This window comes from Kaistella sp., assembly GCF_049588135.1.
In the GTDB taxonomy this organism is placed as follows: Bacteria; Bacteroidota; Bacteroidia; order Flavobacteriales; family Weeksellaceae; genus Kaistella.
This window is the reverse complement of the sequence record NZ_JBAVFG010000028.1, coordinates 1-24,238: the sequence shown is the minus strand read 5'-3', so window position 1 is coordinate 24,238 and position 24,238 is coordinate 1. Positions and strand designations below refer to the sequence as shown.

Sequence of the window (24,238 nt, the reverse complement as noted above, 5' to 3'; positions counted from 1 at the left end):
ATGAATAAATATTTCAATATAAAAATACTTTCGATTCTGTTCTCAGCAGTCGTTCTGACCTCTTGTATGAGTCGCCAGAAGTACGAAAGACCGAAAGAAGCCATTAATGAAAATCTTTTCCGTACCGATTTGTTGCCGAAAGATTCTATAAGTATGGCGACCGTTTCGTGGAAAGAAATTTTCACCGATCCGGTTTTGCAGAAGCATATCGAGAAAGCTTTAGCAAATAATTTAGATGTAAGAGTGGCTTTGCAAAACATCAATGCGGCAGATTCTTATTTAAAACAAAGTAAAGCTGCCTATTTGCCCACGCTTTCTGCAGGACCCAATTATACCTTTCAAACGCAGTCTTTGAATACACAATCTGGTCAGCTTTTAAATCAAAGAAATTATGGTAATCAGTTTGATATTACTGCGAATGTTGGTTGGGAAGCCGATATCTGGGGGAAATTAAAAGCCCAGCAAAAAGCCCAGTTGGCGAGTTATTTGGGAACGGTTTCAGCACATCAAGCTATAAAAAGTGATTTGGTGGCAGCTGTTGCCTCTGCCTATTACCAATTGTTAACGTTTGATGATCAGAAAAAAATCATCAACGAAACGATTGCTTTAAGAAATAAAAATCTCGAAACAACGAAAGCTTTGAAAGAAGCAGGAACATTAACCGAAGTTGCTGTTCAGCAAAGTCAGGCACTTGTTTTCAATGCAGAATCTTTGCTCATCAACATTGATGTTCAGATTGCTTTGCTCGAAAATACGATGAGTTTATTGATGGCAGAACCTTCACACGCAATCGAAAGAAGTACTATTTCTGCTCAGAAAATGCCAGTAAGTTTAGCTTTGGGTTATCCCGCAAATTTATTGGAAAACCGCCCCGATGTGAAAGCCGCAGAATATAATTTGATGAACGCTTTTGAAATGACCAACGTCGCAAAAGCACAGTTTTATCCAAGTTTGCGATTAACAGGAAGTGCAGGAATTGCTTCAGCAGATATTGATCAATTATTCAGCGCAAGTTCACTTTTTGCGAATGTAGTTGCAGGTTTAGCACAACCAATTTTAAATAAAAGACAGATCAAAACGCAATATGAAATCAGTTTAGCCAACAAAGAAATTGCTTATCTGAATTTCAGAAGATCAGTTTTAACCGCCGGAAAAGAAGTTTCTGATGCTTTGAAAATTTATGAATCACAAGATGGTTTCATTAATTTGAAAAAGAAAGAAAGAGATGCTTATCAAAACTCAGTAGGATATTCCCAGGAATTGGTGAATTACGGAATGGCAAATTATCTGGAAGTTATCAACGCAACGGTGAATCAATTGACGGCAGAACTCAATATCTCGAATGCTGAATATTCGAAATTAGATGCCGGAGTTGAATTGTACCGAGCACTTGGCGGTGGTTGGAGATAATTTTTTCAGGTGAAAGAGGGATTGAAAATTTTCAAATGAGTTTATATTTTATTGCAGTTGTTCCTCACAAAGAACTTCGTCAGAAAGCCAGAATTTTTAGTAAAGATTTTGCTAAACGATTTAATTCTGTAAAATCATTTGAAAATTTCCCTCATATCACCATCATTAAACCTTTTCGGTTTGATGAAAATGAAGAAAAAATTTTGGTAGAAAATTTTTCTGAAATGAAACTGAAATCTACTCCGTTTGAGGTATTTCTGAAAGATTTCGGGTGTTTCCCAAACAAAGAAAAACCGGTTATTTTTATAAAACCAGAAAATTCAACCGAACTTCAAAGTTTGTACGATGAGGTTCAGCCCAATATAAAGTTTCATTCTTACGCGAAAATCCATCCTCATCTTACGGTTGCCTACAAAGATTTAAGTCCAGAAAATTTTCAGAAAGCTTGGCAAGAATACCAGACAAAAACGGTCGAAGATTCTTTTTTAGTAGATAAAATCTGTCTTTTCAAACATGAAAATAAAAAATGGAATCTTCTTAAAATCAAATATTTAAATTGATTTATCTGCCACGAATGTTTTTAAATTTAATTGAAAGTCATTCGTATATTCGTGGCAATTTTTTATTTTAAATATTTAAAGAATTCCCACATCACAATTCCGCCACATACAGAAACATTTAAAGAATGCTTCGTTCCCAACTGTGGAATCTCGAGGAAGGTGTCGTAATAAGAAAGGGCTTCATCACTCAATCCGTCCACTTCATTTCCTAAAACCAAAGCATATTTTTCGTCTTTATTAATGGGATAATCCGTAATAATTTCTGAATTGGAAGTTTGTTCGATGCCTATAATTTTGAAGTTTTCTTTTTTTAAATTTTGTAAAGCTTCGGAAATATCTTTTTCATAAACCCAATCCACACTTTCTGTTGCTCCTAATGCAGCTTTATGAATTTCGCGGTGTGGTGGTTGCGGCGTAATTCCACACAACACCACTTTTTCGATTAAGAAAGCATCCGCAGTTCTGAAAACCGCACCAACATTATGCATGCTCCGAACATTATCTAAAACCACAACCAATGGTGTTTTTTCGGTTTGTTTGAAGGTTTCTACATCTATTCTTCCTAATTCTTCGAGTTTCAGTTTCTTTGTGGATGACATTTTCGTATTTTTGGCAAAATTAAGGTTTTTCAATCTTAATGTTTTAAGTTAAATAATTTTAAAAATAATTGCTGTGGCAAAAGAAAAGAAAGAAACTCCTCTAATGATGCAGTACAACACCATCAAGGCGAAATATCCTGATGCACTTTTGTTGTTCCGGGTAGGGGATTTTTATGAAACTTTCGGTTCCGATGCCATTCGAGCTTCGCAGATTTTAGGAATTGTTCTCACCAAAAGAGCAAACGGCGAAGGTCATATCGAACTTGCCGGTTTTCCACATCATTCCGTGGATTCTTATTTGCCAAAACTCGTGCGAGCCAGACTTCGCGTTGCAATTTGCGACCAATTAGAAGATCCAAAAACCGTGAAAGGAATTGTAAAACGTGGCGTGACCGAATTGGTAACTCCCGGCGTTACCTTCAACGAGCAGGTTTTGACTTCCAAGAAAAATAATTTTTTGCTTTCTATTCATAAAGTAAAAGAAAAATACGGATTGGCTTTGGTAGATGTTTCGACTGGAGAGTTTCTCGTGTCAGAAGGGAATTTGGAGCAATTGCTCCATATCGTGGGAACTTTCGATCCGAGTGAAATTATTTACCAAAGAACGACTGAATTGCCTTCTCAACTGAAAAACCGCAATTCTTTTAAACTTGAAGATTGGGCTTTTCAATACAATTACGCCTACGAAAAACTCACCAATCATTTCAAAACTAATTCGTTAAAAGGTTTCGGAATTGATGATTTAAAACTCGGAATTGTTGCCGCCGGAGCCATCTTTGCTTATTTGGTTGAAGATACACATCATGCACTTCTACAACATATTACAAAAATAAAACCCATTCCGAAAGATGATTATTTAATGATGGATCATTTTACGTTGCGGAATTTAGAAATCGTTTATCCAAGTAATCCACAAGGAAAATCTTTGCTCGATATTATCGATAAAACGTCAACGCCGATGGGCGGAAGATTGCTCAGAAGAAGATTGATTTTGCCTTTAAAATCCGTCGCCGAAATCAACAGAAGATTGAGTTTAATTGAGTTTTTTAATAAAGAAGAAAATCTGAAATATGAGATTTTGCAATTATTAAAAACGATTTCCGATTTAGATCGTTTGATGGGCAAATTGGCGTCAGAAAAAATCTCACCGAAAGAACTCGGTTATCTTCGTCAAAGTTTGATCAACATTAAGAAAATTAAAGAATTGCTTCATCCTTTTGATGAGGTTTTGGCTTGGTTGGAACCATTGAATAATCTGGAAGAACTCATTAATTATTTGATTAATTATTTGAATGAAGAACTTCCTGTCAATATTTCGAAAGGAAATGTAATTAAAACCGGGATTTCCGAAGAACTCGATCATTTGCGTGGACTTCAAAATAAAGGTAAAAATTTCCTCGACGAAATGTGTGACCGCGAAATTAAACGAACCGGAATTACCAGTTTGAAAATCAGTTTTAATAATGTTTTCGGCTATTTTATTGAAGTTAGAAATTCGCATAAAGATAAAGTTCCCGAAGATTGGATTCGCAAGCAAACCCTGGTGAATGCTGAGAGATACATCACCGAAGAGCTGAAAGAATACGAAGAACAAATTCTCGGCGCAGAAGAAAAAATTTCGAAAATCGAACATCAATTATATAGAAAAGTTTGCGAAAATGTGATGATTTATATCGATCAAATTCAAGATAATTCAAAAATTATTGCAGAATTAGATTGCGGTGTTGGTTTATCTGAACTTGCTGTTTCCGAGAGTTATACCAAACCGGTTTTGAATGAAAGTTTTGAAATCGATTTGAAAGAAGCACGCCACCCAATCATCGAAAACGCTTTGCCTTTAGGCGAAAAATATATTCCAAATGATTTGTTTTTAGATAAAGATGCGCAGCAAATCATCATGGTTACCGGACCGAATATGGCGGGTAAATCTGCGATTTTAAGACAAACTGCGATTATTTGTTTAATGGCTCAAATCGGAAGTTTTGTTCCTGCAAAACATGCGGAGATCGGAGTTTTAGATAAGATTTTCACCCGAGTTGGCGCAACCGATAATATTTCGGCAGGCGAATCTACTTTCATGGTAGAAATGAATGAAGCGGCAAATATTCTCAATAATATTTCTGAAAGAAGTTTGATCCTTTTAGACGAAATCGGACGAGGAACATCAACCTACGACGGAGTTTCCATCGCTTGGGCGATTGCGGAATATCTGCATCAACATCCGACGCAAGCGAAAACTTTGTTTGCAACGCATTATCATGAATTGAATGAAATGACGGTGAATTTTGAAAGAATTAAAAACTTTCACGTTTCGATTCAGGAGAATAAAGGGAATATTATTTTCATGAGGAAACTGCTTCCGGGCGGCAGCGAACACAGTTTCGGGATTCACGTTGCGAAATTGGCAGGAATGCCCGCAAAAGTGGTGAACCGAGCGAATGAAGTTTTGAAAACTTTAGAAAAAAGCCGTTCGCAAAGCGGTTCCAAAGATTCTGCAAAAGCGATTACTGACGAAAATATGCAACTTTCTTTCTTTCAATTAGACGATCCTGTTTTGGAAAATATTCGGGAAGAACTCACGAAAATCGACATCAATACTTTAACGCCGATTGAAGCGTTGATGAAATTGAATTCGATTAAAAAGATGATTGGTAAATGAGAATTTAGTGATCCATTAATTGTAAAGGCCAATTGAAAAGATAACGAACTGGTTCACCATTTAAAGTTGCTGGTTTCCAAATGTCTTTAATTTTCTTTACAGCTTTTTCAGCGGCTTCAGAATATTTAATATCTCCAATAGCAATAATATTATTTATTTTTCCATCCTTTTCTACGACGAAATAGACCTGAGTTTTTAATGTTCGATTATTTTCAAACTTTACATTAAATAAGTCAATTTTTTTTGTGAACTTATCTCTAAAAGCATTAATTCCATTAGGAAATTCAGGCATTGTGTCTGGATTAGTTTCAATGTTACTTAAATCAATTTTAGTTTTTAAGTAACTGTAATTTGGAAGTTTTGTAATATCGTATTTTTTTTGTGAGTTTTCCTGTGCAAAAACAAAACCACTAAAAGCGAGTATTAATAATATAGTTATTCTCTTCATAAATATTTCTTTAATTTTTTTATCCAAAATTTTGCAACTCCACGAGTTTTCTATAAGTTCCGTTTTTATCAAATAATTCTTGATGCGTTCCTTGTTCTACGATAATTCCGCGTTCCATCACCACAATCCAATCTGCTTTTTGAATGGTCGAAAGTCGGTGAGCGATGACAAGGGAAGTTCTGTTTTCCATCATTTTTTCTAAAGCATCTTGAACATATCTTTCGCTTTCGGTATCCAAAGCGGAAGTGGCTTCATCCAAAATCATAATCGGTGGGTTTTTCAAAACTGCTCTTGCAATGGAAACCCTTTGTTTTTGTCCGCCCGACAATTTATTTCCGTCGTCGCCAATATTGGTGTAATATTTTTCCGGAAGATGATCGATAAATTCGTGTGCGTTGGCAATTTTTGCAGCGGCGATTACTTCTTCTTCTGTTGCATCAGGTTTTCCCATCAAAATATTATTGAAAACAGAATCATTAAATAAGACGGATTCCTGAGTTACCATTCCTAAAAGATGACGGTAATCTTGTACTTTTAAATCTTTCACATTCTCGCCATCAACCAAAATTTCGCCTTCAGAAACATCATAAAAACGGGCTAATAAATTGGCGATTGTCGTTTTTCCAGAACCCGATTGTCCAACAAGCGCAATCGTTTTTCCTTTTGGAATCGTCAAACTAAAGTTCTTAAGAATAACATTGTCCTTATCATAAAAGAAACCGATATTTTTGAATTCAATTTGAGATTTTAAAGTAGAAATCGCAATTGGATTTTCAATTTCATCAACTTTCAAATCGTAATCTAAAACTTCAGAAACCCGATCCAAACTCGCCATTCCGCCTTGAATAGAAGAAAAAGCACTAGATAATTTTTTAGCAGGATCCAGGATTTGAAAGAAAACTCCGATAAATGCAAGGAAAGTTACAGGATCTTTATTGGTTCCGTTGATGATTTCAACACCTGCGAACCAAGTGATAATTAACAGCGTGACCGAACCTAAAAATTCGCTCATTGGTGAAGCGAGTTCTCTTCTTCGACTCATTCCGATGGCGTATTTTTGCCAGTTGTCGGTGGTGAGATTAAATCTGTTTTTCAGGATTTTATCTGCGTTAAATATTTTGATGACTTTCGAAGATTTCAAGGTTTCATCAACCAAAGAAAAAAGATTTCCCAATTCTTCTTGTGCTGCAGTTGCCTGTCTTTTTAAACTTTTTCCGACCCAAGCAATGATCAAACCCATCACCGGAAATACCAAAAGTGAAAACAAAGTTAGTTGCGGAGAAAGTATAAATAAGGTGATTAATGAAGCAATGATCATAAAAGGCGCATTCAAAACATCGACTAAACTTCCCATAATTCCACCTTCTACTGCACCAATATCATTAGAAATTCTCGACATCATATCGCCTTTTCTCTGTTCTGTAAAAAAGGAAACTGGTAGTTTCAAAAATTTATCATACATCGCTGTCCGTAAATCTTTGGTAATTCCTACACGATAATTCACCAAAAGATAAGACCCTAAATATCTGAAAAGATTTCGCAACAAAAATGCAACGGCGGTAATACCACAAAGTACAGCTAAAACCTGAATAGCACCGTATTCATTGATGTTTAATTGGATTTTATAATAAGACATATCTTTTAAATACCCAAAATAATCTCCGAATTTTCCGCTATAAACAGGAATGATTTTCGTGTCAACTTCTTTATCCAGCTTGAATAAAATCCGCAGAATAGGAAGCATTGTGACGATAGAAAATATTTGTAATACTGAGTAGAGTAGATTGAAAAAAATACTTCCGAAAAGGTATCTTTGATGAGGCTTTGCAATGGAAAAAATACGTTGTAATGGTTTCATTCAGTAGAATTAAGTGACAAAAATAAGCAATTTCAATTGGATTATTTTTAAAAATTAATCAGAGTTATTTTTCATAAAAAAAACAGCTCCAAAAAGGAACTGTTTCACTCAAAAAAAAATCGTTGTGAGTTTAGCGGAGTCTGTCTACAGATTTTACGAGCCTGTCGTCTTTTCGTATAAATAGGTTTGCAATAAACAAACATATTATCGATAAGAGCGGGAAAATCGGCTCAATACCTTTCTCAGGAAAATCAATTCCTCCAGATAAATTGAGTAGCCAATACGCCAATAAACCGAGCAACAAAGCGTTTATAAAAATGCTGATGTGGTTCAGCAAGATTTGTCTTTTGCGGTTTTTGTAACTTAAGATGGATATGAATCCAAATAATACGAGCGCAACACATACTATTGATATAAAAGGGACGGGGCCAAAAAGGGGAAAGTCTTGCCCTGTGATAAATAAAAATATGGCGCCTATAATCGCCAAAAACATCCATACAGTCTGTATTCTCTGCAACATATTATTCGATTCTGACTACAAAAATAACAATAATTTTTTGCATAATTAAAAAATAAACGTAGATTTGCACTACAAATGATCTATAAAAGAAAAGTCACCCGACCTAACTTTCTTACTTACAATTACTTATAAAATACTTTTTGCGTAACATTTATGTTCAACATTGAAACATTAAGGTCAAAATCCGATTCGGATTTGACTAAAATCACAAGCGATCTGGGCGTTAAAATTGCTAAGAACAGCACTGATAACGATAAGATTTTCGCTATTTTGGATTTTCAAGCATCCAATACAAAAGTAGTAAAAGATTACTACAATACTACCGAAACTCCGGTGAATACAGAAGAATCAAAAATTGCGGCACCGAAAAAGCCAGCAGTTAAAAAACCAACTCCAAGAAAGAAAGTAGAAAAGCCTTTAGAGGATTCTATCGAAACTCAGAAAGAGACTCCAAATGAAGTTGCTAAGAATACTTCTGCAGAAATAAAGGAAGATTCTGTAAAAATTGAAGCGGAAAAGGTCGCTGAAGGTTCAGAAGATGAACAGCCGAAAGCTGCCTCGCCGAATCAACAAAAGAAAAAAAGACAACGTGTTGCAGTACCAAAAACGGAAACTGAAAATACAGAAAAAGAAGTTGTGGCGGAAACTGAGGCTCCCATAGAAGCCAAACCTGAACAACCTAAAAATCAGAATTCCAATCCAAACCAGACAGGTAATGGAAACGGCAATCCAAACCAAAACGGGAATTCAAACCAAAATTCCAATCCAAATCAATCTGGTAACGGAAACGGAAATCAAAATAAACAGCCGCAACACCAGCATAAGAATCCTAATCAGCATAAAAACCCGAACCAAAATAAAAATCAACAGAGCAATGATTCTCACGATGAGCCTGCCAAAAAAGAATTTAATTTTGATGGAATGGTTACCATTGAAGGGGTACTAGAAATACTTCCTGATAATTACGGTTTCTTACGATCTTCTGATTTTTCCTATATTTCTTCACCGGACGATGTTTATGTATCGACGAACCAGATTAGAAATTATGCTCTAAAAACTGGGGATACGGTACGAGGAATTGTAAGATTGCCGAAAGAAGGAGAAAAATATTTTTCTTTATTAAAGCCGACAGAAGTTAACGGTAGAGACCTTGAATTTATTAAGGATAGAGTAGCTTTTGAATTTTTAACTCCACTTTTTCCAGAAGAGAAATTTAATTTAACAGGAAAAAATTCAACACCATCTACCAGAATTGTTGATTTATTTACGCCAATCGGGAAAGGTCAACGTGCAATGATTGTTGCGCAACCGAAAACCGGTAAAACAATGTTGTTGAAAGATATTGCGAATTCTATTTCGGCAAATCATCCGGAAGCGTACATGATGATTTTATTGATCGACGAAAGACCGGAAGAGGTAACCGATATGGAAAGAAGCGTAAATGCTGAAGTAATTGCTTCCACGTTTGATGAACCAGCTGATAAACATGTAAAAGTGGCGAATTTGGTTCTTTCGAAAGCGCAAAGAATGGTAGAATGTGGCCACGATGTGGTGATTCTTCTCGATTCATTGACGCGTTTGGCGAGAGCTTATAATACGGTAACGCCAGCTTCTGGGAAAATTCTTTCTGGAGGAGTTGATGCGAATGCGTTGCACAAACCAAAACGTTTTTTTGGAGCGGCAAGAAACATTGAAGGCGGCGGTTCTTTAACCATTATTGCTACAGCATTGATTGATACAGGTTCTAAAATGGACGAAGTTATTTTTGAAGAATTCAAAGGAACAGGAAATATGGAATTGCAACTCGACCGAAAAATTGCGAACAAAAGAATTTATCCAGCCATCGATTTAACTTCTTCCAGCACGAGAAGAGATGATCTTCTTTTAGATGAAACCACGCAACAAAGAATGTGGATTTTAAGAAAATATTTAGCAGATATGAATCCCGTTGAAGCCATGGAATTCGTGAATAAAAGCATGAAAAATACTTTGAATAATGAAGAGTTTTTGATGAGTATGAATCGATAATCGATAAAAGATAAAAGATAAAAGATTTGAGATTTTTCTCGAAAATTCAAATAAGCTCTTCACTTTTTGAAAAAGAAAAAAACCGTTCGTTTGAGCGGTTTTTCTTTTTCGCAATGTTAAAGATTTACTAAAACAATCTTTCTGTTTTGGAAATAGTCTAATTAATGATTAAATTTGACTATTAACATTTAATACAATAAAATTATGTCATTCGAATTACCAAAATTAGGATATGCGTACGACGCACTAGAACCAACTATTGATGCAAGAACAATGGAAATCCACCATACAAAACATCATCAAGCATATATTGATAATTTAAACAAAGCAATTGCAGGAACTGATTTAGAAGGAAAATCTATTGAAGAAATCTGTAAAACAGGAACTGATAAACCTGCAGTTAGAAATAATGGTGGTGGGCATTTTAACCACTCTCTTTTCTGGGAAATCTTAACTCCAGGCGGAAGCAAAGAACCAGTTGGAAACGTGAAAGCAGCAATTGAAGCTTACGGCGGTTTCGAAAAATTCAAGACTGATTTTGGCGATGCAGCGAAAACAAGATTTGGTTCTGGTTGGGCTTGGTTGTGTAAAAAAGCAGACGGTTCGGTTGCGGTTTGTTCTTCACCAAACCAAGATAATCCATTGATGCCAGTTGCAGATTGCCAAGGAACTCCAGTTTTAGGACTTGATGTTTGGGAACATGCTTATTATTTGAATTACCAAAACAGGAGACCAGATTATGTTGCGGCATTTTTTGATGTAGTAAATTGGGATAAAGTAGAAGAAAATTTCAATAAGTAAATTGAAACAATTCCATAAAAAAAGTTCAGGTTTCTCTGAACTTTTTTTGTTTTCTGATTGTTTTTTAGTGAGGGGGTGATTCTATATTAAATACTAAATCGTTCTTTTCGATTTTTATTTTAGTTAATCACTTGCACCTAATCCGCTCAGTCTCAATCCGTATTTCCATTTTACAAAGGCAAAAACTTGGTAAAGCTTGTACTCAAATTTAATTCCGTAATCAATATTGGGATCGTATTCAATTGATGACTCAATTACGTTTCTGTATCTGCCAGAAAAATAGTAGGAATTCCACTCGCTGACTAAAAATTGATTTTTGGTCTTCAAATAACTCTCTGAGTACATATTCATAGGTTTGGCAACTGCATTGATAAAATAGTTCCATTGACCGTCGAGAACTTCCAAGTCATACTCTCCATCTTCGTTTTTCTGTGCTTGAATTGGAGCAGTATCTTTATTTTTCTGTGCTACATTATTCTGGCTGGAGCAACTTGCAATAAGTACAAGAAAGCCGAGAAGAAATATTAGTTTTTTCATTGGATTGTTTTCTTTAGATCATCAAATTTGTAGCCAAAAAAACCGTTTCGAAAAACGGCTTTTTTTATTTTGTTTAGAATTTTTTATTGGGCTTCTCGCTGCAAGACAACAAATGCGGGGAAGTGGTCGCTATAACCACCCGTAAATTTATCGCCATTCCAAGAGCGCAAAGGATAGCCTTTCCAGTTTCCTTCTCTATTGATAAGGTAAGGTGGAGCAAATACTTCTGTTTTATATAGCGAGTATTCCTTTCCTACTTGGTCAGAAATTACATTTCCAGAAACGATAATTTGGTCAAAAAGATTTGGTGCATCTTGGTACGCAAGTGAAGCGACTCCTTTTTTGTATAATGGATACATCAAATTTAAGTAAGGCATTTCTGGGCTCACATCTTTTGGATACCATGCTGCTTTCAGATAATTTTTTAAACTAGTGCTTACGGGATCATCATTAAAATCTCCCATTGCAAATAATTTGGCAGAAGGGTCTTTCAGTCTTATACTGTCCATTTGTTGTTTTAATACTTTTGCTGCTGCGTTTCTTGCAGGTAATGAGCGTGCTTCACCACCACTTCTTGATGGCCAGTGATTCATAAAGACTGCAATTTTTTCATTATCTAGAAAGCCGGTGACGACTAATATGTCACGGGTGTAAGATCTTTTTCCGTCATAATAAATTTTGACCTCTTTTTTCAAAGAGTTCGTAGGTGTAAATCTTCTTTTCTGATAAATAAGAGCGACATCAATTCCTCTTGCATCATAGGTATTGTAGTGAATAATTCCGTAATCATATTTCGCAAGAGCGGGTTGTTTAATCAAATCTTCAACTACTTGTCTGTTCTCCACTTCGATTAAACCCACAATTACAGGTGCAGATTTGGTGTATTGAGCACCCATTTCCGAGATGACCTTTGCTTCATTGGCCAACTTCGTTTTGTAGTTTTTGGTGTTCCAGTTTTTTGGACTATTTGGAGTAAAGTCATCGGCAAGAATTTGCTTGCGAACTACTTTTTTTCCTTTGAGTAAAGCGTCGCTCCATTCACCACGATAATCTTCGGTTGTTTCTAAGTATTTTAATGAATCTAGAGGAACGCTTCTGTGGAAAGCAGGATTGCTTATGTCTTTTGTTCCATCAATATAGTCTGCGGAGGGAATCGTATCCCAAAGGTTTTCGACATTTAAAAAGCCGATAGTAGCCACTTTTCTTAATTGCCCTTTCTGCTGTCCGAAAGAAAAACAGAATGCGATTAGATATACAAAACATGCGATTTTTTTCATTATAATTAATAATTATGTATTAATGCAAAGTTAGTAATAAATTATATTTGATTGATATTATTTTCTATACTATTAAGTTTTATCATAAATTAGATAGAAAATGTGTTAAAAAAATGTAAAGTAATATATTTATGTATAAATTTGCCGTAATTAATTTGGTTAATTGATTTTTAGATTCAAAAAGCAAAAATAAATTATAAACATGATTAAAAAATTATCTTTAATCTCTTTGTTTACCTTGCTCCCCGCATCGTTTTACTTTGCACAAACTACGGTTTATGCATACTTAAAAGATGGAGATGGAAAGCCAGTTGAAAATGCAGAGATTGATTTAAAAGGCTCTGGTAATGATGTGAAGGCTGATAAAATTGGGTATTTCCAATTTGTCGATCTAGAAGCAGGTCATTACCAAATTGTCATTACCAAACCGAATTTCGAAACCAAAGTAATGGAGTTTGATATTCGTAATGAGAAAAGAAAAGATTTAGGCGTTGTTACGCTTTATTCTAATTTAACTGGTGCAGATCAAGGTTTAGCCATTATTGAAAGTAGTGGAGATGAAGAGAATACCAGTCAATCTACGACAGTAGGTTTGTTACAATCATCTCAAGATGTGTTCAGTAGAATTGCTGCTTTTGATTTGGGTGCTTATTGGTTCCGACCAAGAGGTATTGATGGTAGATCTGGAGAAACCATGATGAATGGCGTTTCTATGGTAAAATCTGATAACGGAAATGTAGATTTCGGGAATTGGGGTGGATTGAATGAGATCACTCGATATCCTGAAATTGCTGCCAATCACGCTCCTTCCGAGTATGCTTTTGGTGGTGCAAGTTCTGTTATTTACAAAAACACCAATGCGAGTGAATATAGAAAAGGTTTCCAGGCAACCTATTCCTTAACCAACCGAAATTATAGAAACAGAGCATCATTGCGTTACAGTTCAGGAATGAGTAAAAACGGATGGGCTTTTACTGCAATGGCGGCAAGAAGATGGGCAGAGGAAGGAATCCAAGAGGGTACTTCTTATGATGCTTTAGGAGGGTTTTTAGGAATTGAAAAAAAATTCAGTGATTCTCATACCATGACTTTTAATGCGTTTGCGGCTCCTTACAGAAGATCTACTTCAAGCCCAAGTACGCAGGAAGTGTATGATTACCGAGGGGTGCATTATAACTCCTATTGGGGTTGGCAAGATGGCAAAAAGAGAAATGAGAGAGTGAGATCTGGTTTCCAGCCTATTTTCCAAATGCAGGATTTCTGGAAGATTAATAGTAAATCAAATCTTCGAACTGCAATCTCTTATCAATTTGGTAAAGATAAAGGAGCGAGACTAGACTGGCAAGGAGTTCAAAATCCATCACCAACTTATTACCGATACTTGCCAAGTTATTATGATTCTTTAGATCCTAATGCTTCAGCTGAAGTTCCGAATGGAGGCGTGGCTACAACAGCGCAACAGGCTTATCAAGAAACTTTAGCAGGTTGGCAAAATGGAGATCCTATGTACACTCAATTAAATTGGGATGCATTATACAGAAGAAATATGATTCAGCCAGTTGGTAGTTATTATGGCGCAACAGGTAAGCGTGCTTTATATTTTCAGGTGAATGATGTAAGTGATGATAAAATCTTCAATGCTGGAACTCATTATGTTTATGATTTTGACCATACCACTAAGTTCTTGTTGAACGTTTCGTATGAAAATTATAAATCAGAATTATACCGAGAGGTAAAAGATCTTTTAGGTGCTGATTTTGCTTTAAACAAAGATCCGTTTGCAGCAACTAATCAACCGGGTAAAAGTGGTCTTTATAATGAAGGTGAAGCCGACGTTACAAAGAAAGTAGGAGATAAGATTAATTATGATTATAACTTCTCAAGACAAGAGGTAAAAGTGAATCCTGGGTTAAAATTCCAAACAGGGAACTTTGATGTATTCGTTTCTGGTTTAGCTGGATATTCTACTTCGTTCAGAGAAGGACTTTTCCATCATTATTTATACCAAGATTCATTTGGAAAAAGCCCAGACTATAATTTCTGGAATTTTGGTCTAAAAGGACAAGTCGTTTACAAAGTTAACGGAAGAAACTTCTTCGTTTATAATGGAGCTTATTTCTCACAAGCGCCGTTCTTAGAAGATTTATTTATGAATCCAAGAGTTAACGCGTCTGTTACTCCGAATATTAAAAATAGCATTATTAATGCAAATGATTTGAGTTACGTGATGAATACACCATTCTTCAAAATGAGATTGTCGGGTTATTTGGTGGACACGCAAAATGAGACGAATGTACAAAGATTCTTTGCCGATGGAATTCAGCTGCAATCCGCTGGACAAGACGGAACTGTTGCAAATGTACAAAGTGCTTTCGTAACGCAGATTATGTCTAATGTTGAGAAGAGAAATATGGGTGCTGAATTAGGTGTTGATGTTAAAATTTTACCTACTTGGTCTATTCAAGGTTTAGCAAGTTATGGTCAGTTTACCTATAGAAATGATCCGAATGTTTATTTTACATCTGATGCAACAGGAACTTTCGAGAACGGAAAATCTTATCTTGATTTAGGAAAAGCTTATTTAAAAGACTCAAAACAAGGAGGGACACCACAACAAGGTTATTCATTAGGCTTTAGATATAACTCACCGAAATACTGGTGGTTTGGTGCCAACTGGAATTATTTGGATGAAAATTTCCTAGATCCGTCTGCATTATTAAGAACAGAAAGATTTGTACAGAATCCGTTGACCGGAACTCCATATGCAGGTCTTGATGAATCGGAACTAAGAAATGTTTTACAGCCACACAAACTTCCTTCTGCCTATTTCTTGAATGCCAATGTAGGTAAATCATGGAGACTTGGTGCTTATTATGTGTTGCTTACTGCATCTGTAAATAATATTCTAGATAATACCAAATATATTACTGGAGGTTTCGAGCAAACCAGAAGAGTAACCTTCCCAGGATATGTAGAAGAAAACAATAGAGAATTCCCATTATTCGGACCGAAATACTGGTACACCCAAGGTAGATCCTATTTCGTAAACCTTCAAGTTAGATTTTAATTATTAAGCAGAATTATAAAAAATAATAAAATGAATTTTAAACAATATTTTAAAACCGCTTTTGTAATTGCTATTTCAGCATTTGCAGTAAGCTCTTGTGTAAATAATGATGATTGGGATACCCCACCAATTAATTGTAACAATAAATTTGATGCTGCTAATATCTCAATGGCTGATTTTAAAGCCAAAGCACCAGCAACAGGTTATCTTTTAATTACAGACGACCAAATTTTTGATGCCTATATCGTTTCATCTGACGAAAACGGTAATTTCTACAAAACAATCTCCTTCCAGGATAAGCCGGAAAACCCAACTGCAGGTTTGCAAATGGAAGTAGACAGAGCAAGTAATTATGCAGATTTTCCAGTTGGGACACATATTAGAATTAATGCGAAAGGATTGCGTTTAGGTTTAGATCGTGGTTCCGTAAAAATCGGTTCCGTAGATCCTAGCTTCGCAATCGGAAGAATTCCGGGAGCATTATTCTCAAGATATATTTCTGCAGTTTGTAATGGAAATACGATGGATATTGTAGCCATCAAACCTACTGCATTACCAAGTCTTTCTGCTGCAATGCAAGATAAATACATCAATACCTTGGTGGCGGTTCCTAACGTACAATTTAATATTGCAGACCTTTACCCTGTAAACAAACCATATATTGACTATGTTGCGGGAGCTGGCGTGGATTCAGATAGAAAAATAGAAGATCCTGTTGGTGGGTCTACTGTTCTTAGAAGCTCAGGTTTTGCAACTTATGGGGCAACACTTTTACCAAAAGGTAGTGGTACTTTGACTTTTGTAGTGAGCAAGTATAATACAAATTATCAGATGTTAATCAGAGGTCTTGACGATGTGAACATTCCTCCTACAGGAACAAGATTTGATCCAACTCCACCAAAAGGAGGAAGCGCAATTACTTATCCTACCACTTTGAATGAAACTTTCGAAGGTTTTACTGGAAATCTATTAGATACTTTTGCTCCATATATTAATGATCCTGTATTAGGAAATAGATATTGGCAGATGAAAACTTTCAGCAGTAATAACTATATCGAGCTTAGTGCAAATGCGGGATCAGGTCCATATGAAACATTCTTCATTGTACCAGTTAACTTTACCCCGGGTAAAAAAATAACTTTCAACGTGAATGTTGGATATTATAATGGTGCTGCTTTGAAAGTATATACTTCAACGGATTATAAGCCTTTAGGAGACGTAACTTCTGCTACATTAACAGATATTACATCTAGCTTTACAGTTCCAATAATCCCAGCTAGTGGTTACGGAACTTTGGCACCTGCAGGTAATGGCTATATTATTCCGCCAACCTTATCAGGAAATGGATTTATACTATTTAAATATGTTGGAGCTACCGGTGGTGTTACTACAACCATCCAATTAGATAATATCGCTGTTCAATAAGAATTAAGCTTCTTATCATTTATACCAATCCGTCTCTGCAAAGAGGCGGATTTTTTGTTCTTATTTAAAGGCTACTTGCACTTTAACTTCATTTCTTTTTCATCTTTATTAAAAGAGATAGAACTCATTAATTTTATGCACATCTAATTAAGATAAATTAGTCCGATATAAAAACATTTTATATCTTTGTCTTATCGAAATCAAAAAGTATGTTATCAAAAACCTGTGAATATGCCTTAAGAGCGATGATCTATATCGCACAGCAGTCTCGCGATGGAAGTATGATCAACATCAAAGAAATTGCACGTCAAATAAATTCACCCGAACTCTTTATTGCCAAAATTCTTCAGGGATTAAGCAAACAGGGGTTTCTGCAATCCTCAAAAGGAAGATACGGCGGATTCTACATTTCCGATGAAGAAGCGATACATTCTTTGGCAGATATCATTACGGCAATCGATGGCGATAAAATGTTTCAAGGTTGCGGACTCGGTTTGGCGTTTTGTTCAGAAACGAATCCTTGCCCCATTCACAATACCTATAAAGAAGCAAGAAACCAATTGTATGAAATCTATGGCAAAACTACATTAAGCCAATTTCGAATAGCAAATTCTGTTGAAAAATTACAGTTAAGACGAGAATAATTGAGGGGTTTTACTCCTTAAAAATGAAGACTATCAAATACTTATTTAACTAAAAATTTTATTAAAAATGGCGACAATAGAAACTTTGGACGTGACCAAATTAGAACCACGGATGAAACATCCAACTATTTTTAAATATTTTGATGCCTTGCAACCAGGCGAAGAATTCGTGATCGAAAATGACCACGACCCGAAACCGCTTTACTATGAATTAATCGGCGAGCGGGGAAATATTTTCACTTGGGAATATCTGGAAAAAGGTCCGGAATGGTTCATCGTAAGAATTTGCAAAAATCCTTTAGAAGAACAAAAAGAGATTGAAAGATTAAATGTAACGGCCATTGAACCGAAGTTTAAACATCCAACTATTTTTAAATATTTCGATGCTTTGCAACCCGGCGAAAGTTTTATTATCGAAAACGACCATGATCCGAAACCCCTTTATTATGAATTAATCGCTGAGCGAGGAGATATTTTTACTTGGGAATATCTGCTAAAAGGTCCGGAATTATTTGAAGTACAAATCACTAAAAACCCTACCAATTCCACTGGTGAAGAAGTCGCAGGCACTATCTCTATAAAAGATATTAAGAAAGCCGAAATGTTGAAAGATAAAGGCGTGCAATTTAAGTGCAGCACCGAAAAGTATAATTTAGCAGACGATCCGAATGCGGGTAAGGTAGCGAAAGTACCAACTTATGACTACGACAAATGGGAACTTGATTTTCTGACCGACTACATCGTAAATACTTATCACAGCTATATTAAAGCTAATGCCGAGAACTTGAATGATCTGGCGATAAAAATTGCAGAACATCATGGTGACAATCATCCGGAATTAAACCGACTTTCGACTTTAATGTATCATTTTTTGCAGGATTTATTAGACAATACCGTAAGAGAAGAAGTATTGTTCCCGATTATTAAGCAAATTGTAGCGAAACACAGAAATCCCGAAACTGAAATTACGTATGAAATTGGATCTCTAAAAGAACCGATTAATCTTCTGAAAAAAGACCATGAAATGGCGAATTTAGATTTGTCCTTCTTTAGAAAATTAACCAATGATTATACGCTCCCAGCGGATGCATGCAGTTCCTATCAACTTCTTTTTCAAAAAATAAAGGAATTCGAAAGTGATTTGCAAATCCATATTCACCTGGAAAATAATATTCTTTTCCCAAAGGCAATTCTTTTAGATACAGAATTGGCAAAATTGAATTAAAAAGAAAAACGATTATCCGTTATTTGAAATAAAAGCAATTTTCATTGTGATTAAAAAACGGATCATAAAAGAAATTACTGCAGATTAATTATGTTTAAATTTGAAAGGTCGAGGAATATCTGCAGTTTTTTCCTTTAAATAATAAGTGAAACTATGGAGAATATAACAACCAAAACAAAAATTTCGGAACTGATTAAATTCAATCCGAAAAGTGTAGATGCAATTGCTTCTTTGGCAAAACCATTGGAGAAACTCAAAAATCCAATTTTAAGAAAAATCATGGCTTCCAGAGTTACGATTGGTGAAGCTGCGAAAATGGGAGGAACGACTGTTGAAGAATTTAAAAGAGTGCTTCTTCCACTTGGATTTACTTTTGAGGAAACATCTGCTAAAGAGGAAAGGGCTCCAGAACCGAAACCAAATTGGTTACAACAGGCAAATAAAGCTGATATCGACTTTTATGATGTGCGACCAATTATCAATAATGGTGCAGATCCTTTGAAGGAAATCTTGGGACGTTTCAAAACGGTTGAACCGGGTAAAATTCTTTGTATCATTAATAATTTTGTGCCAACGCCTTTAATTCATCTTTTGAAACAAGAAAAGGCAGAAGCTACTTTTGTAGAAACCATTAGTGATAAACAGTTTAATACTTATTTTTTGAAAAAAGAAAAAGAAGTCACAAATTCTTCTGCTACTGCTGATGAAAAATTACAAATGGATGATGCCGAAAACTTCGCTGTGATTTGCAACCAATTTACCAGGGAACAAACCAAAGAAATCGATGTTCGCAAACTCGAAATGCCTGGCCCTATGGAAATGATTCTTTCTGAATTAAAAGAACTCCCAACAGAAAATGCTTTGTACATTAATCACAAAAGAGTTCCCGTTTATCTGTTAGAAGAACTCGCTGATAAAAATTACGAAGTTCATATTAATAACCGAGAAGAAGGCAATGTAAAGATGCTTATTTTCAAGAAATAAATGGCACAAATTAGTATAGGGAAAGCCCCAGGAAATAGCGCTGTTCTTCCGTTTTATGCAACGGGAGCACTGATGTTTTTGGCTCTTTGTGTATTGATGGTTTTTAGTCCCGAATCTTTTACAAGGCATTATTTTACGCCGCATTTGCTGACCATGGTTCACGTTGCAGCTTTAGGCTGGGGTACGATGATTATTTTCGGCGCAGCTCATCAGTTATTGCCTGTGATTTGCGAACAGGATTTATACAGCGAAAAAATGGCGACTTTTGTTTGGTACACTTTGACTCTAGGAATGATACTGCTCACCACTAATTTCTGGAATTTAACCGTTGGTTGGGTGATGATTGCGGGAGGTTCTTTAATTGTGATTTCTGCAAGCCTTTATTTATTTAATGTTTTAAAAACGAGTAGAATTTGTAAGAAGTATTCGATCCAAAAACTTTTCTTAACGAGTTCTGCGTTTTGGTTGGTTTTTACGGTAATCGTTGGTTTATTGCTGGCGATTAATTTAAAGTTTCCTTTCTTTAAACAAAGTCATTTAGAGATTTTAAAACTTCACACGCACGCTGGATTTGCCGGTTGGTTTCTGCAATTGATTACCGGAGTCAGCACGAAATTAGTCCCCATGTTCTTACTGGGAAAATCGACTAAGGATTTTTTGTTGAAATGGGCTTTTGTTTTTCAAAATTTAGGCTTGATCCTTTTCCTCACAGATGGTTATTTTATTGGAATGAGTTTTCGGGTTTTATTCTACGCAGTTATCATTTTAATCGGCGTTGTATTTTGGCTTCTTTACTTATTTGATACTTTTAAAAACCGTTTGCGAAAAAGAGTAGAGTTGCTGATGAAGCACGCTTTTCTTTCCTTTTTAGCTTTGTTGCTTTCAATCTTACTTTTGCCGGCCGTTTATTTTTCTAATGGTTACCGCTGGACAATGCTCTACGGAACCCTAATATTCATGGGTTGGATTACCAGTATTATTCTAGGGAAAACCTTTAAAACACTACCGTTCATTATCTGGAATGACCATTATAAAAACCTTTCCGGGAAAGTAAAAGTGCCATTGCCAAAAGATTTGTATAGCGAAAAATTAACCATTTGGCAATTCAGAATTTTCATTGCAGCTTTTCTGGTATTTGCTTTGGGAATCATTCTACAACAAGTGTTCATCATTAGAATCGGTGCGATGTTGTGGGTTTTGGTTGCCGTTTTATATAATATCAATGTCTTCAAATTAATGTTCCATAAAAGAAATAAAATAGCATGATACTCGATTCAACTGATAAAAGTTACGATAAAATAAGCCGTGCCGAAATGGCTCTTTACGAAGTTATAGATCCTGAATTAATGGTAAATATTGTTGATTTAGGTTTGGTGTACGATGTTGAAATAAAAGATGAAAACATCATTAAAGTAACCATGACTTTAACAATTCCGCATTGTCCGATGGGTGAAGCGATACAAGCCGGAGTTACAAATGCTTTGGAAAAGGAATTGCCCGGACATTCCGTAGAGATCGATCTTGTCTTCGAGCCTGCCTGGAATTACGATATGGTTTCCTCTGAAGGAATGCAGCAACTGAATAATAGATAATTCTTAGTTTTTATAATTGTTACCGAAATACTTAATCGTATTTCAAATAAAAATCCGTCTCAAATTGATTGAAACGGATTTTGTTTTTAAGTGATCTTTTTGTTAGAAACTGACTTCATTCACTTCCTTACCTCTTTGGAAATTCATGGTTTTCTGATTGCCTTTATAAGCGATATTTACCAAGTTGAACTGTCTCGGGAAAGCGCTCAGTAGAATGGTGTTTTTAATTCTGATGGTACTGATATCGGATATTCCATTAGCTTCAAAATACACCCAAACTGATTCCCCATTAACTTGACTTCCTGTAAAGGTGAGGTTTTTCACACTTCCGTTCACATATAAATCAAAATTATTATTCACATATTTCTTAACTTCTGCTTCGAAACCAGCGGTGTTCGGATTGATTTTTATGGCGTCAGAAATATGTGCGGTATTCATTTTTGTGGTAAATTTTAAAGTTTTAGTCGCTTCCAAGTAATCGACTTTCGTCATTGAAGAAAAGAAATCTGCTGCAACAAAACTCATTAAGAGCATCAGTGCAAAGATCCAAGTAATATGTAAATATTTTTTCATTTCAAGTAATTTGTATATGAATAATCTCAAATATAGTGCCAACTAGAAGTTTACGTTAACCTGATATTTATCGTAAAATGCCTTTATATGGGCAACTGCGTCCTCTGCGGTATCTACCACTCGATACAAACTCAGATCTTCTTCGGAAATCATTCCGCTTTCTAATAATGTAGTTTTAAACCATTCAAGCAATCCTGACCAAAATTTAGAGCCAACCAAGACAATTGGAAATCTACCGATTTTATGGGTTTGAATTAAAGTAATTGCTTCCATTAATTCATCAAGCGTTCCAAAGCCGCCTGGCATTACGATAAACCCTTGAGAATATTTTACAAAAATAACTTTTCGGATGAAGAAATAATCAAAATCGATGCTCAATCCTTTATCGATATAAGGATTAAAATGTTGTTCAAAAGGAAGTTCAATATTAAGTCCTATGGATTTTCCACCCCCTTTTCTAGCGCCCTTGTTTCCGGCTTCCATTATTCCTGGACCGCCGCCAGTAATAACGCCAAATCCGATTTCTGTAATTTTTTCAGCAATATCTACGGCGAGTTCATAATGAGCATCAGTGGTTTTCATTCGAGCTGAACCAAAAATTGAAACACACGGGCCAATTTTCGCCATACGCTCGTAACCATCTACAAATTCTGCCATGATTTTAAAAACCATCCAACTATCTTTGGTAATGGTTTCGTCCCAGGTTTTTTCTTTAAAGGAATTTTGTACTTTTTGATCAATTTCAAATTCATTGCCTGCATCCTTTTCCATTATTCCTTTTCCTCTTTTTATTTTGCTCATCTTTTTATTTAAAAAATTTTTCTGCTTCGATTATTGATTCTGGTCTTCCCACATCGATGATTGTCGCAGAATGTTCGTATCCATGAATACTTTCGTTACTCATCAAATCCAAATATTCTTCCATAATCGAAAATTTCCCGCTTCTTTTAATCTTGTTGAAAATTTTTGGATTTACACAATGAATTCCGCTAAAAGCCAAAGGTTTGAATCCTTTGTTAAATTCTGCTAGTCGCTGCTCACCAGTTTCCACATTAAGCCATCCTTTCAAAATCATTTCTGGATTAAAGAGCAGTTTCCTCGAACTTTTTCTGTCGGAGATTGCTAAAGTAGTAAAATCTTTTTGCTCTTGATGGTATTCTACAAAAAAATTTAAATCTAAATCCGTTAAAATGTCAGCATTCATAATGAGAAAATCTTCGCCATGATCTAGGAACTTTCTCGCAAAAACCAATCCGCCTCCTGTTTCCAGAAGCTGATCTTTCTCATCTGAAAGTTCAATATTTGAATTGAAATAATTATTTTTCTTTAAAAATTCCGAAATCTGTTCGCCGAAATGATGAATATTGATCACGAAATCATTAATCCCAAAACTTTGTAGATATTTAATATTTCTTTCCAATAAAGGAACGCCGTTTACCAATGCCAAGGCTTTTGGATGTTGATCGGTAAAAGGTTTTAGCCGAGTTCCTTTTCCAGCTGCGAAAATAAGTGCCTTCATTTTTTTTATAAATAATTAGTAATAAGCAATGAGTAATATTTTAGAATTACCAATTACTCATTACCCATGATTAAGTTGCGGTTGTTCGTCGTGATGAATGGTCACTTCGGTTTGTGGATATTTTTCGCGGATAAATTCTGCGATTTTTTCCGCCGAATAAACCGAACGATGTTGCCCACCAGTACATCCGAAATTAATTTGAAGATGTTCAAAATCTCTCCCCAAATAATTGTCGATATTGATGGATACAAGGCTTTTTGCCAATTCTAAAAATTTTGGCATTTCGGTTTTTGTTTCTAAATAATTTTGGACGCCAATGTCGCAACCGGTTTGTTGTTTGTATTCTTCCACTCGTCCGGGATTCAAAATTCCGCGGCAATCGAATGCGAAGCCGCCGCCGTTACCAGAATTATCTTTCGGGATTCCGCCTTTTTTATAGGAAAAACTGTGGATTTCTATTTTTAAAGTCATTTATTATATTTTTTTAATCATTAAGGTATTAAGAGTCATTA

At 35.5% G+C, this 24,238-nt stretch carries 22 protein-coding genes; 12 read left to right on the top strand and 10 right to left on the bottom strand.

From position 1 onward, the window contains the following. Together WBY99_RS01615 and WBY99_RS01610 are read left to right on the top strand one after the other, a co-directional pair. Entirely contained in the window at positions 1–1,410 is a 1,410-nt protein-coding gene (locus WBY99_RS01615) for an efflux transporter outer membrane subunit (RefSeq protein ID WP_423974598.1), read from the top strand. A gap of 35 nt (positions 1,411–1,445) precedes the next feature. Next, entirely contained in the window at positions 1,446–1,970 is a 525-nt protein-coding gene (locus WBY99_RS01610; protein WP_423974597.1) for a 2'-5' RNA ligase family protein, read from the top strand. Positions 1,971–2,032: 62 nt separating this feature from the next. Here WBY99_RS01610 and WBY99_RS01605 read toward each other — a convergent pair whose 3' ends face one another. Continuing rightward, positions 2,033–2,569 (bottom strand): RNA methyltransferase, encoded by a 537-nt coding sequence (locus tag WBY99_RS01605; protein ID WP_423974596.1) that lies wholly within the window; start codon positions 2,567–2,569, stop codon positions 2,033–2,035. 73 nt (positions 2,570–2,642) lie between these two features. On the opposite strand from WBY99_RS01605, the gene mutS reads away from it, so the two are divergent. Further along, positions 2,643–5,228, top strand: coding sequence for a DNA mismatch repair protein MutS (gene mutS, locus WBY99_RS01600; RefSeq protein WP_423974595.1), 2,586 nt, complete (start codon positions 2,643–2,645; stop codon positions 5,226–5,228). Between the two features lie 4 nt (positions 5,229–5,232). Here the strand turns inward: mutS and WBY99_RS01595 are convergent, their stop codons facing one another. The 3 genes from WBY99_RS01595 to WBY99_RS01585 form a co-directional block, all read right to left on the bottom strand. Further along, positions 5,233–5,703 carry an energy transducer TonB gene (locus WBY99_RS01595; protein ID WP_423974594.1) on the bottom strand — a complete coding sequence of 157 codons (471 nt, stop codon included), beginning with the start codon at positions 5,701–5,703 and terminating at the stop codon, positions 5,233–5,235. Beyond that, a complete protein-coding gene (locus WBY99_RS01590; RefSeq protein ID WP_423974593.1) occupies positions 5,696–7,534 on the bottom strand; it encodes an ABC transporter ATP-binding protein in 1,839 nt (612 codons plus the stop codon). Before WBY99_RS01590 ends, WBY99_RS01595 begins: the two co-directional genes overlap by 8 nt. A gap of 130 nt (positions 7,535–7,664) precedes the next feature. Then, positions 7,665–8,054, bottom strand: coding sequence for a DUF4293 family protein (locus WBY99_RS01585; RefSeq protein ID WP_423974592.1), 390 nt, complete (start codon positions 8,052–8,054; stop codon positions 7,665–7,667). A gap of 153 nt (positions 8,055–8,207) precedes the next feature. Between WBY99_RS01585 and rho the strand changes: the two genes are divergently transcribed. Both rho and WBY99_RS01575 read left to right on the top strand, forming a co-directional pair. Next, complete coding sequence (rho, locus tag WBY99_RS01580; protein WP_423974591.1) at positions 8,208–10,082, top strand: transcription termination factor Rho; 1,875 nt, start codon at positions 8,208–8,210, stop codon at positions 10,080–10,082. Positions 10,083–10,286: 204 nt separating this feature from the next. Then, positions 10,287–10,883 carry a superoxide dismutase gene (locus WBY99_RS01575; protein WP_423974590.1) on the top strand — a complete coding sequence of 199 codons (597 nt, stop codon included), beginning with the start codon at positions 10,287–10,289 and terminating at the stop codon, positions 10,881–10,883. Between the two features lie 123 nt (positions 10,884–11,006). Here WBY99_RS01575 and WBY99_RS01570 read toward each other — a convergent pair whose 3' ends face one another. Together WBY99_RS01570 and WBY99_RS01565 are read right to left on the bottom strand one after the other, a co-directional pair. Continuing rightward, a complete protein-coding gene (locus WBY99_RS01570) occupies positions 11,007–11,420 on the bottom strand; it encodes a DUF6146 family protein (RefSeq protein ID WP_423974589.1) in 414 nt (137 codons plus the stop codon). Between the two features lie 83 nt (positions 11,421–11,503). Continuing rightward, a complete protein-coding gene (locus WBY99_RS01565) occupies positions 11,504–12,697 on the bottom strand; it encodes an endonuclease (protein ID WP_423974588.1) in 1,194 nt (397 codons plus the stop codon). A gap of 202 nt (positions 12,698–12,899) precedes the next feature. Here WBY99_RS01565 and WBY99_RS01560 point away from each other — a divergent pair, with 202 nt between their 5' ends. From WBY99_RS01560 to WBY99_RS01530, 7 genes are all read left to right on the top strand, one after another. Continuing rightward, the gene (locus WBY99_RS01560; protein WP_423974587.1) at positions 12,900–15,764 is read left to right on the top strand and encodes a carboxypeptidase regulatory-like domain-containing protein; all 2,865 of its coding nucleotides are present in this window, start codon (positions 12,900–12,902) and stop codon (positions 15,762–15,764) included. Between the two features lie 30 nt (positions 15,765–15,794). After that, positions 15,795–17,189, top strand: a complete 1,395-nt coding sequence (locus tag WBY99_RS01555) for a DUF5689 domain-containing protein (protein ID WP_423974586.1) — start codon at positions 15,795–15,797, stop codon at positions 17,187–17,189. Between the two features lie 209 nt (positions 17,190–17,398). Next, entirely contained in the window at positions 17,399–17,833 is a 435-nt protein-coding gene (locus WBY99_RS01550) for an RrF2 family transcriptional regulator (protein ID WP_423974585.1), read from the top strand. Between the two features lie 67 nt (positions 17,834–17,900). Further along, a complete protein-coding gene (locus WBY99_RS01545) occupies positions 17,901–19,058 on the top strand; it encodes a DUF2249 domain-containing protein (RefSeq protein ID WP_423974584.1) in 1,158 nt (385 codons plus the stop codon). A 153-nt stretch (positions 19,059–19,211) separates the two neighbouring features. Continuing rightward, positions 19,212–20,042, top strand: a complete 831-nt coding sequence (locus WBY99_RS01540; protein WP_423974583.1) for a DUF2249 domain-containing protein — start codon at positions 19,212–19,214, stop codon at positions 20,040–20,042. Next, a complete protein-coding gene (locus WBY99_RS01535; RefSeq protein WP_423974582.1) occupies positions 20,043–21,308 on the top strand; it encodes a hypothetical protein in 1,266 nt (421 codons plus the stop codon). Beyond that, complete coding sequence (locus WBY99_RS01530) at positions 21,305–21,634, top strand: metal-sulfur cluster assembly factor (protein WP_423974581.1); 330 nt, start codon at positions 21,305–21,307, stop codon at positions 21,632–21,634. Before WBY99_RS01535 ends, WBY99_RS01530 begins: the two co-directional genes overlap by 4 nt. Positions 21,635–21,736: 102 nt before the next feature. Here WBY99_RS01530 and WBY99_RS01525 read toward each other — a convergent pair whose 3' ends face one another. Genes WBY99_RS01525 through WBY99_RS01510 form a run of 4 tightly spaced genes read right to left on the bottom strand, consistent with a single transcriptional unit; the run spans position 21,737 to position 24,197 of the window. Next, positions 21,737–22,207 carry a DUF6702 family protein gene (locus tag WBY99_RS01525; RefSeq protein WP_423974580.1) on the bottom strand — a complete coding sequence of 157 codons (471 nt, stop codon included), beginning with the start codon at positions 22,205–22,207 and terminating at the stop codon, positions 21,737–21,739. A 42-nt stretch (positions 22,208–22,249) separates the two neighbouring features. Beyond that, positions 22,250–22,978 (bottom strand): TIGR00730 family Rossman fold protein, encoded by a 729-nt coding sequence (locus tag WBY99_RS01520; RefSeq protein WP_423974612.1) that lies wholly within the window; start codon positions 22,976–22,978, stop codon positions 22,250–22,252. A gap of 34 nt (positions 22,979–23,012) precedes the next feature. After that, positions 23,013–23,726, bottom strand: coding sequence for a nucleotidyltransferase family protein (locus tag WBY99_RS01515; protein WP_423974579.1), 714 nt, complete (start codon positions 23,724–23,726; stop codon positions 23,013–23,015). Between the two features lie 60 nt (positions 23,727–23,786). Further along, the gene (locus WBY99_RS01510; protein ID WP_423974578.1) at positions 23,787–24,197 is read right to left on the bottom strand and encodes a RapZ C-terminal domain-containing protein; all 411 of its coding nucleotides are present in this window, start codon (positions 24,195–24,197) and stop codon (positions 23,787–23,789) included. Positions 24,198–24,238: the final 41 nt, after the last annotated feature.

Coding starts and splice junctions, on each gene's coding strand:
- WBY99_RS01565 (WP_423974588.1), bottom strand. CDS start 12,697: ATGAAAAAAATCGCATGTTTTGTATATCTAATCGCATTCTGTTTTTCT.
- WBY99_RS01515 (WP_423974579.1), bottom strand. CDS start 23,726: ATGAAGGCACTTATTTTCGCAGCTGGAAAAGGAACTCGGCTAAAACCT.
- WBY99_RS01570 (WP_423974589.1), bottom strand. CDS start 11,420: ATGAAAAAACTAATATTTCTTCTCGGCTTTCTTGTACTTATTGCAAGT.
- rho (WP_423974591.1), top strand. CDS start 8,208: ATGTTCAACATTGAAACATTAAGGTCAAAATCCGATTCGGATTTGACT.
- WBY99_RS01585 (WP_423974592.1), bottom strand. CDS start 8,054: ATGTTGCAGAGAATACAGACTGTATGGATGTTTTTGGCGATTATAGGC.
- WBY99_RS01545 (WP_423974584.1), top strand. CDS start 17,901: ATGGCGACAATAGAAACTTTGGACGTGACCAAATTAGAACCACGGATG.
- WBY99_RS01530 (WP_423974581.1), top strand. CDS start 21,305: ATGATACTCGATTCAACTGATAAAAGTTACGATAAAATAAGCCGTGCC.
- WBY99_RS01520 (WP_423974612.1), bottom strand. CDS start 22,978: ATGGAAAAGGATGCAGGCAATGAATTTGAAATTGATCAAAAAGTACAA.
- WBY99_RS01590 (WP_423974593.1), bottom strand. CDS start 7,534: ATGAAACCATTACAACGTATTTTTTCCATTGCAAAGCCTCATCAAAGA.
- WBY99_RS01555 (WP_423974586.1), top strand. CDS start 15,795: ATGAATTTTAAACAATATTTTAAAACCGCTTTTGTAATTGCTATTTCA.
- WBY99_RS01610 (WP_423974597.1), top strand. CDS start 1,446: ATGAGTTTATATTTTATTGCAGTTGTTCCTCACAAAGAACTTCGTCAG.
- WBY99_RS01575 (WP_423974590.1), top strand. CDS start 10,287: ATGTCATTCGAATTACCAAAATTAGGATATGCGTACGACGCACTAGAA.
- WBY99_RS01605 (WP_423974596.1), bottom strand. CDS start 2,569: ATGTCATCCACAAAGAAACTGAAACTCGAAGAATTAGGAAGAATAGAT.
- WBY99_RS01550 (WP_423974585.1), top strand. CDS start 17,399: ATGTTATCAAAAACCTGTGAATATGCCTTAAGAGCGATGATCTATATC.
- WBY99_RS01540 (WP_423974583.1), top strand. CDS start 19,212: ATGGAGAATATAACAACCAAAACAAAAATTTCGGAACTGATTAAATTC.
- WBY99_RS01615 (WP_423974598.1), top strand. CDS start 1: ATGAATAAATATTTCAATATAAAAATACTTTCGATTCTGTTCTCAGCA.
- WBY99_RS01535 (WP_423974582.1), top strand. CDS start 20,043: ATGGCACAAATTAGTATAGGGAAAGCCCCAGGAAATAGCGCTGTTCTT.
- WBY99_RS01510 (WP_423974578.1), bottom strand. CDS start 24,197: ATGACTTTAAAAATAGAAATCCACAGTTTTTCCTATAAAAAAGGCGGA.
- WBY99_RS01560 (WP_423974587.1), top strand. CDS start 12,900: ATGATTAAAAAATTATCTTTAATCTCTTTGTTTACCTTGCTCCCCGCA.
- WBY99_RS01525 (WP_423974580.1), bottom strand. CDS start 22,207: ATGAAAAAATATTTACATATTACTTGGATCTTTGCACTGATGCTCTTA.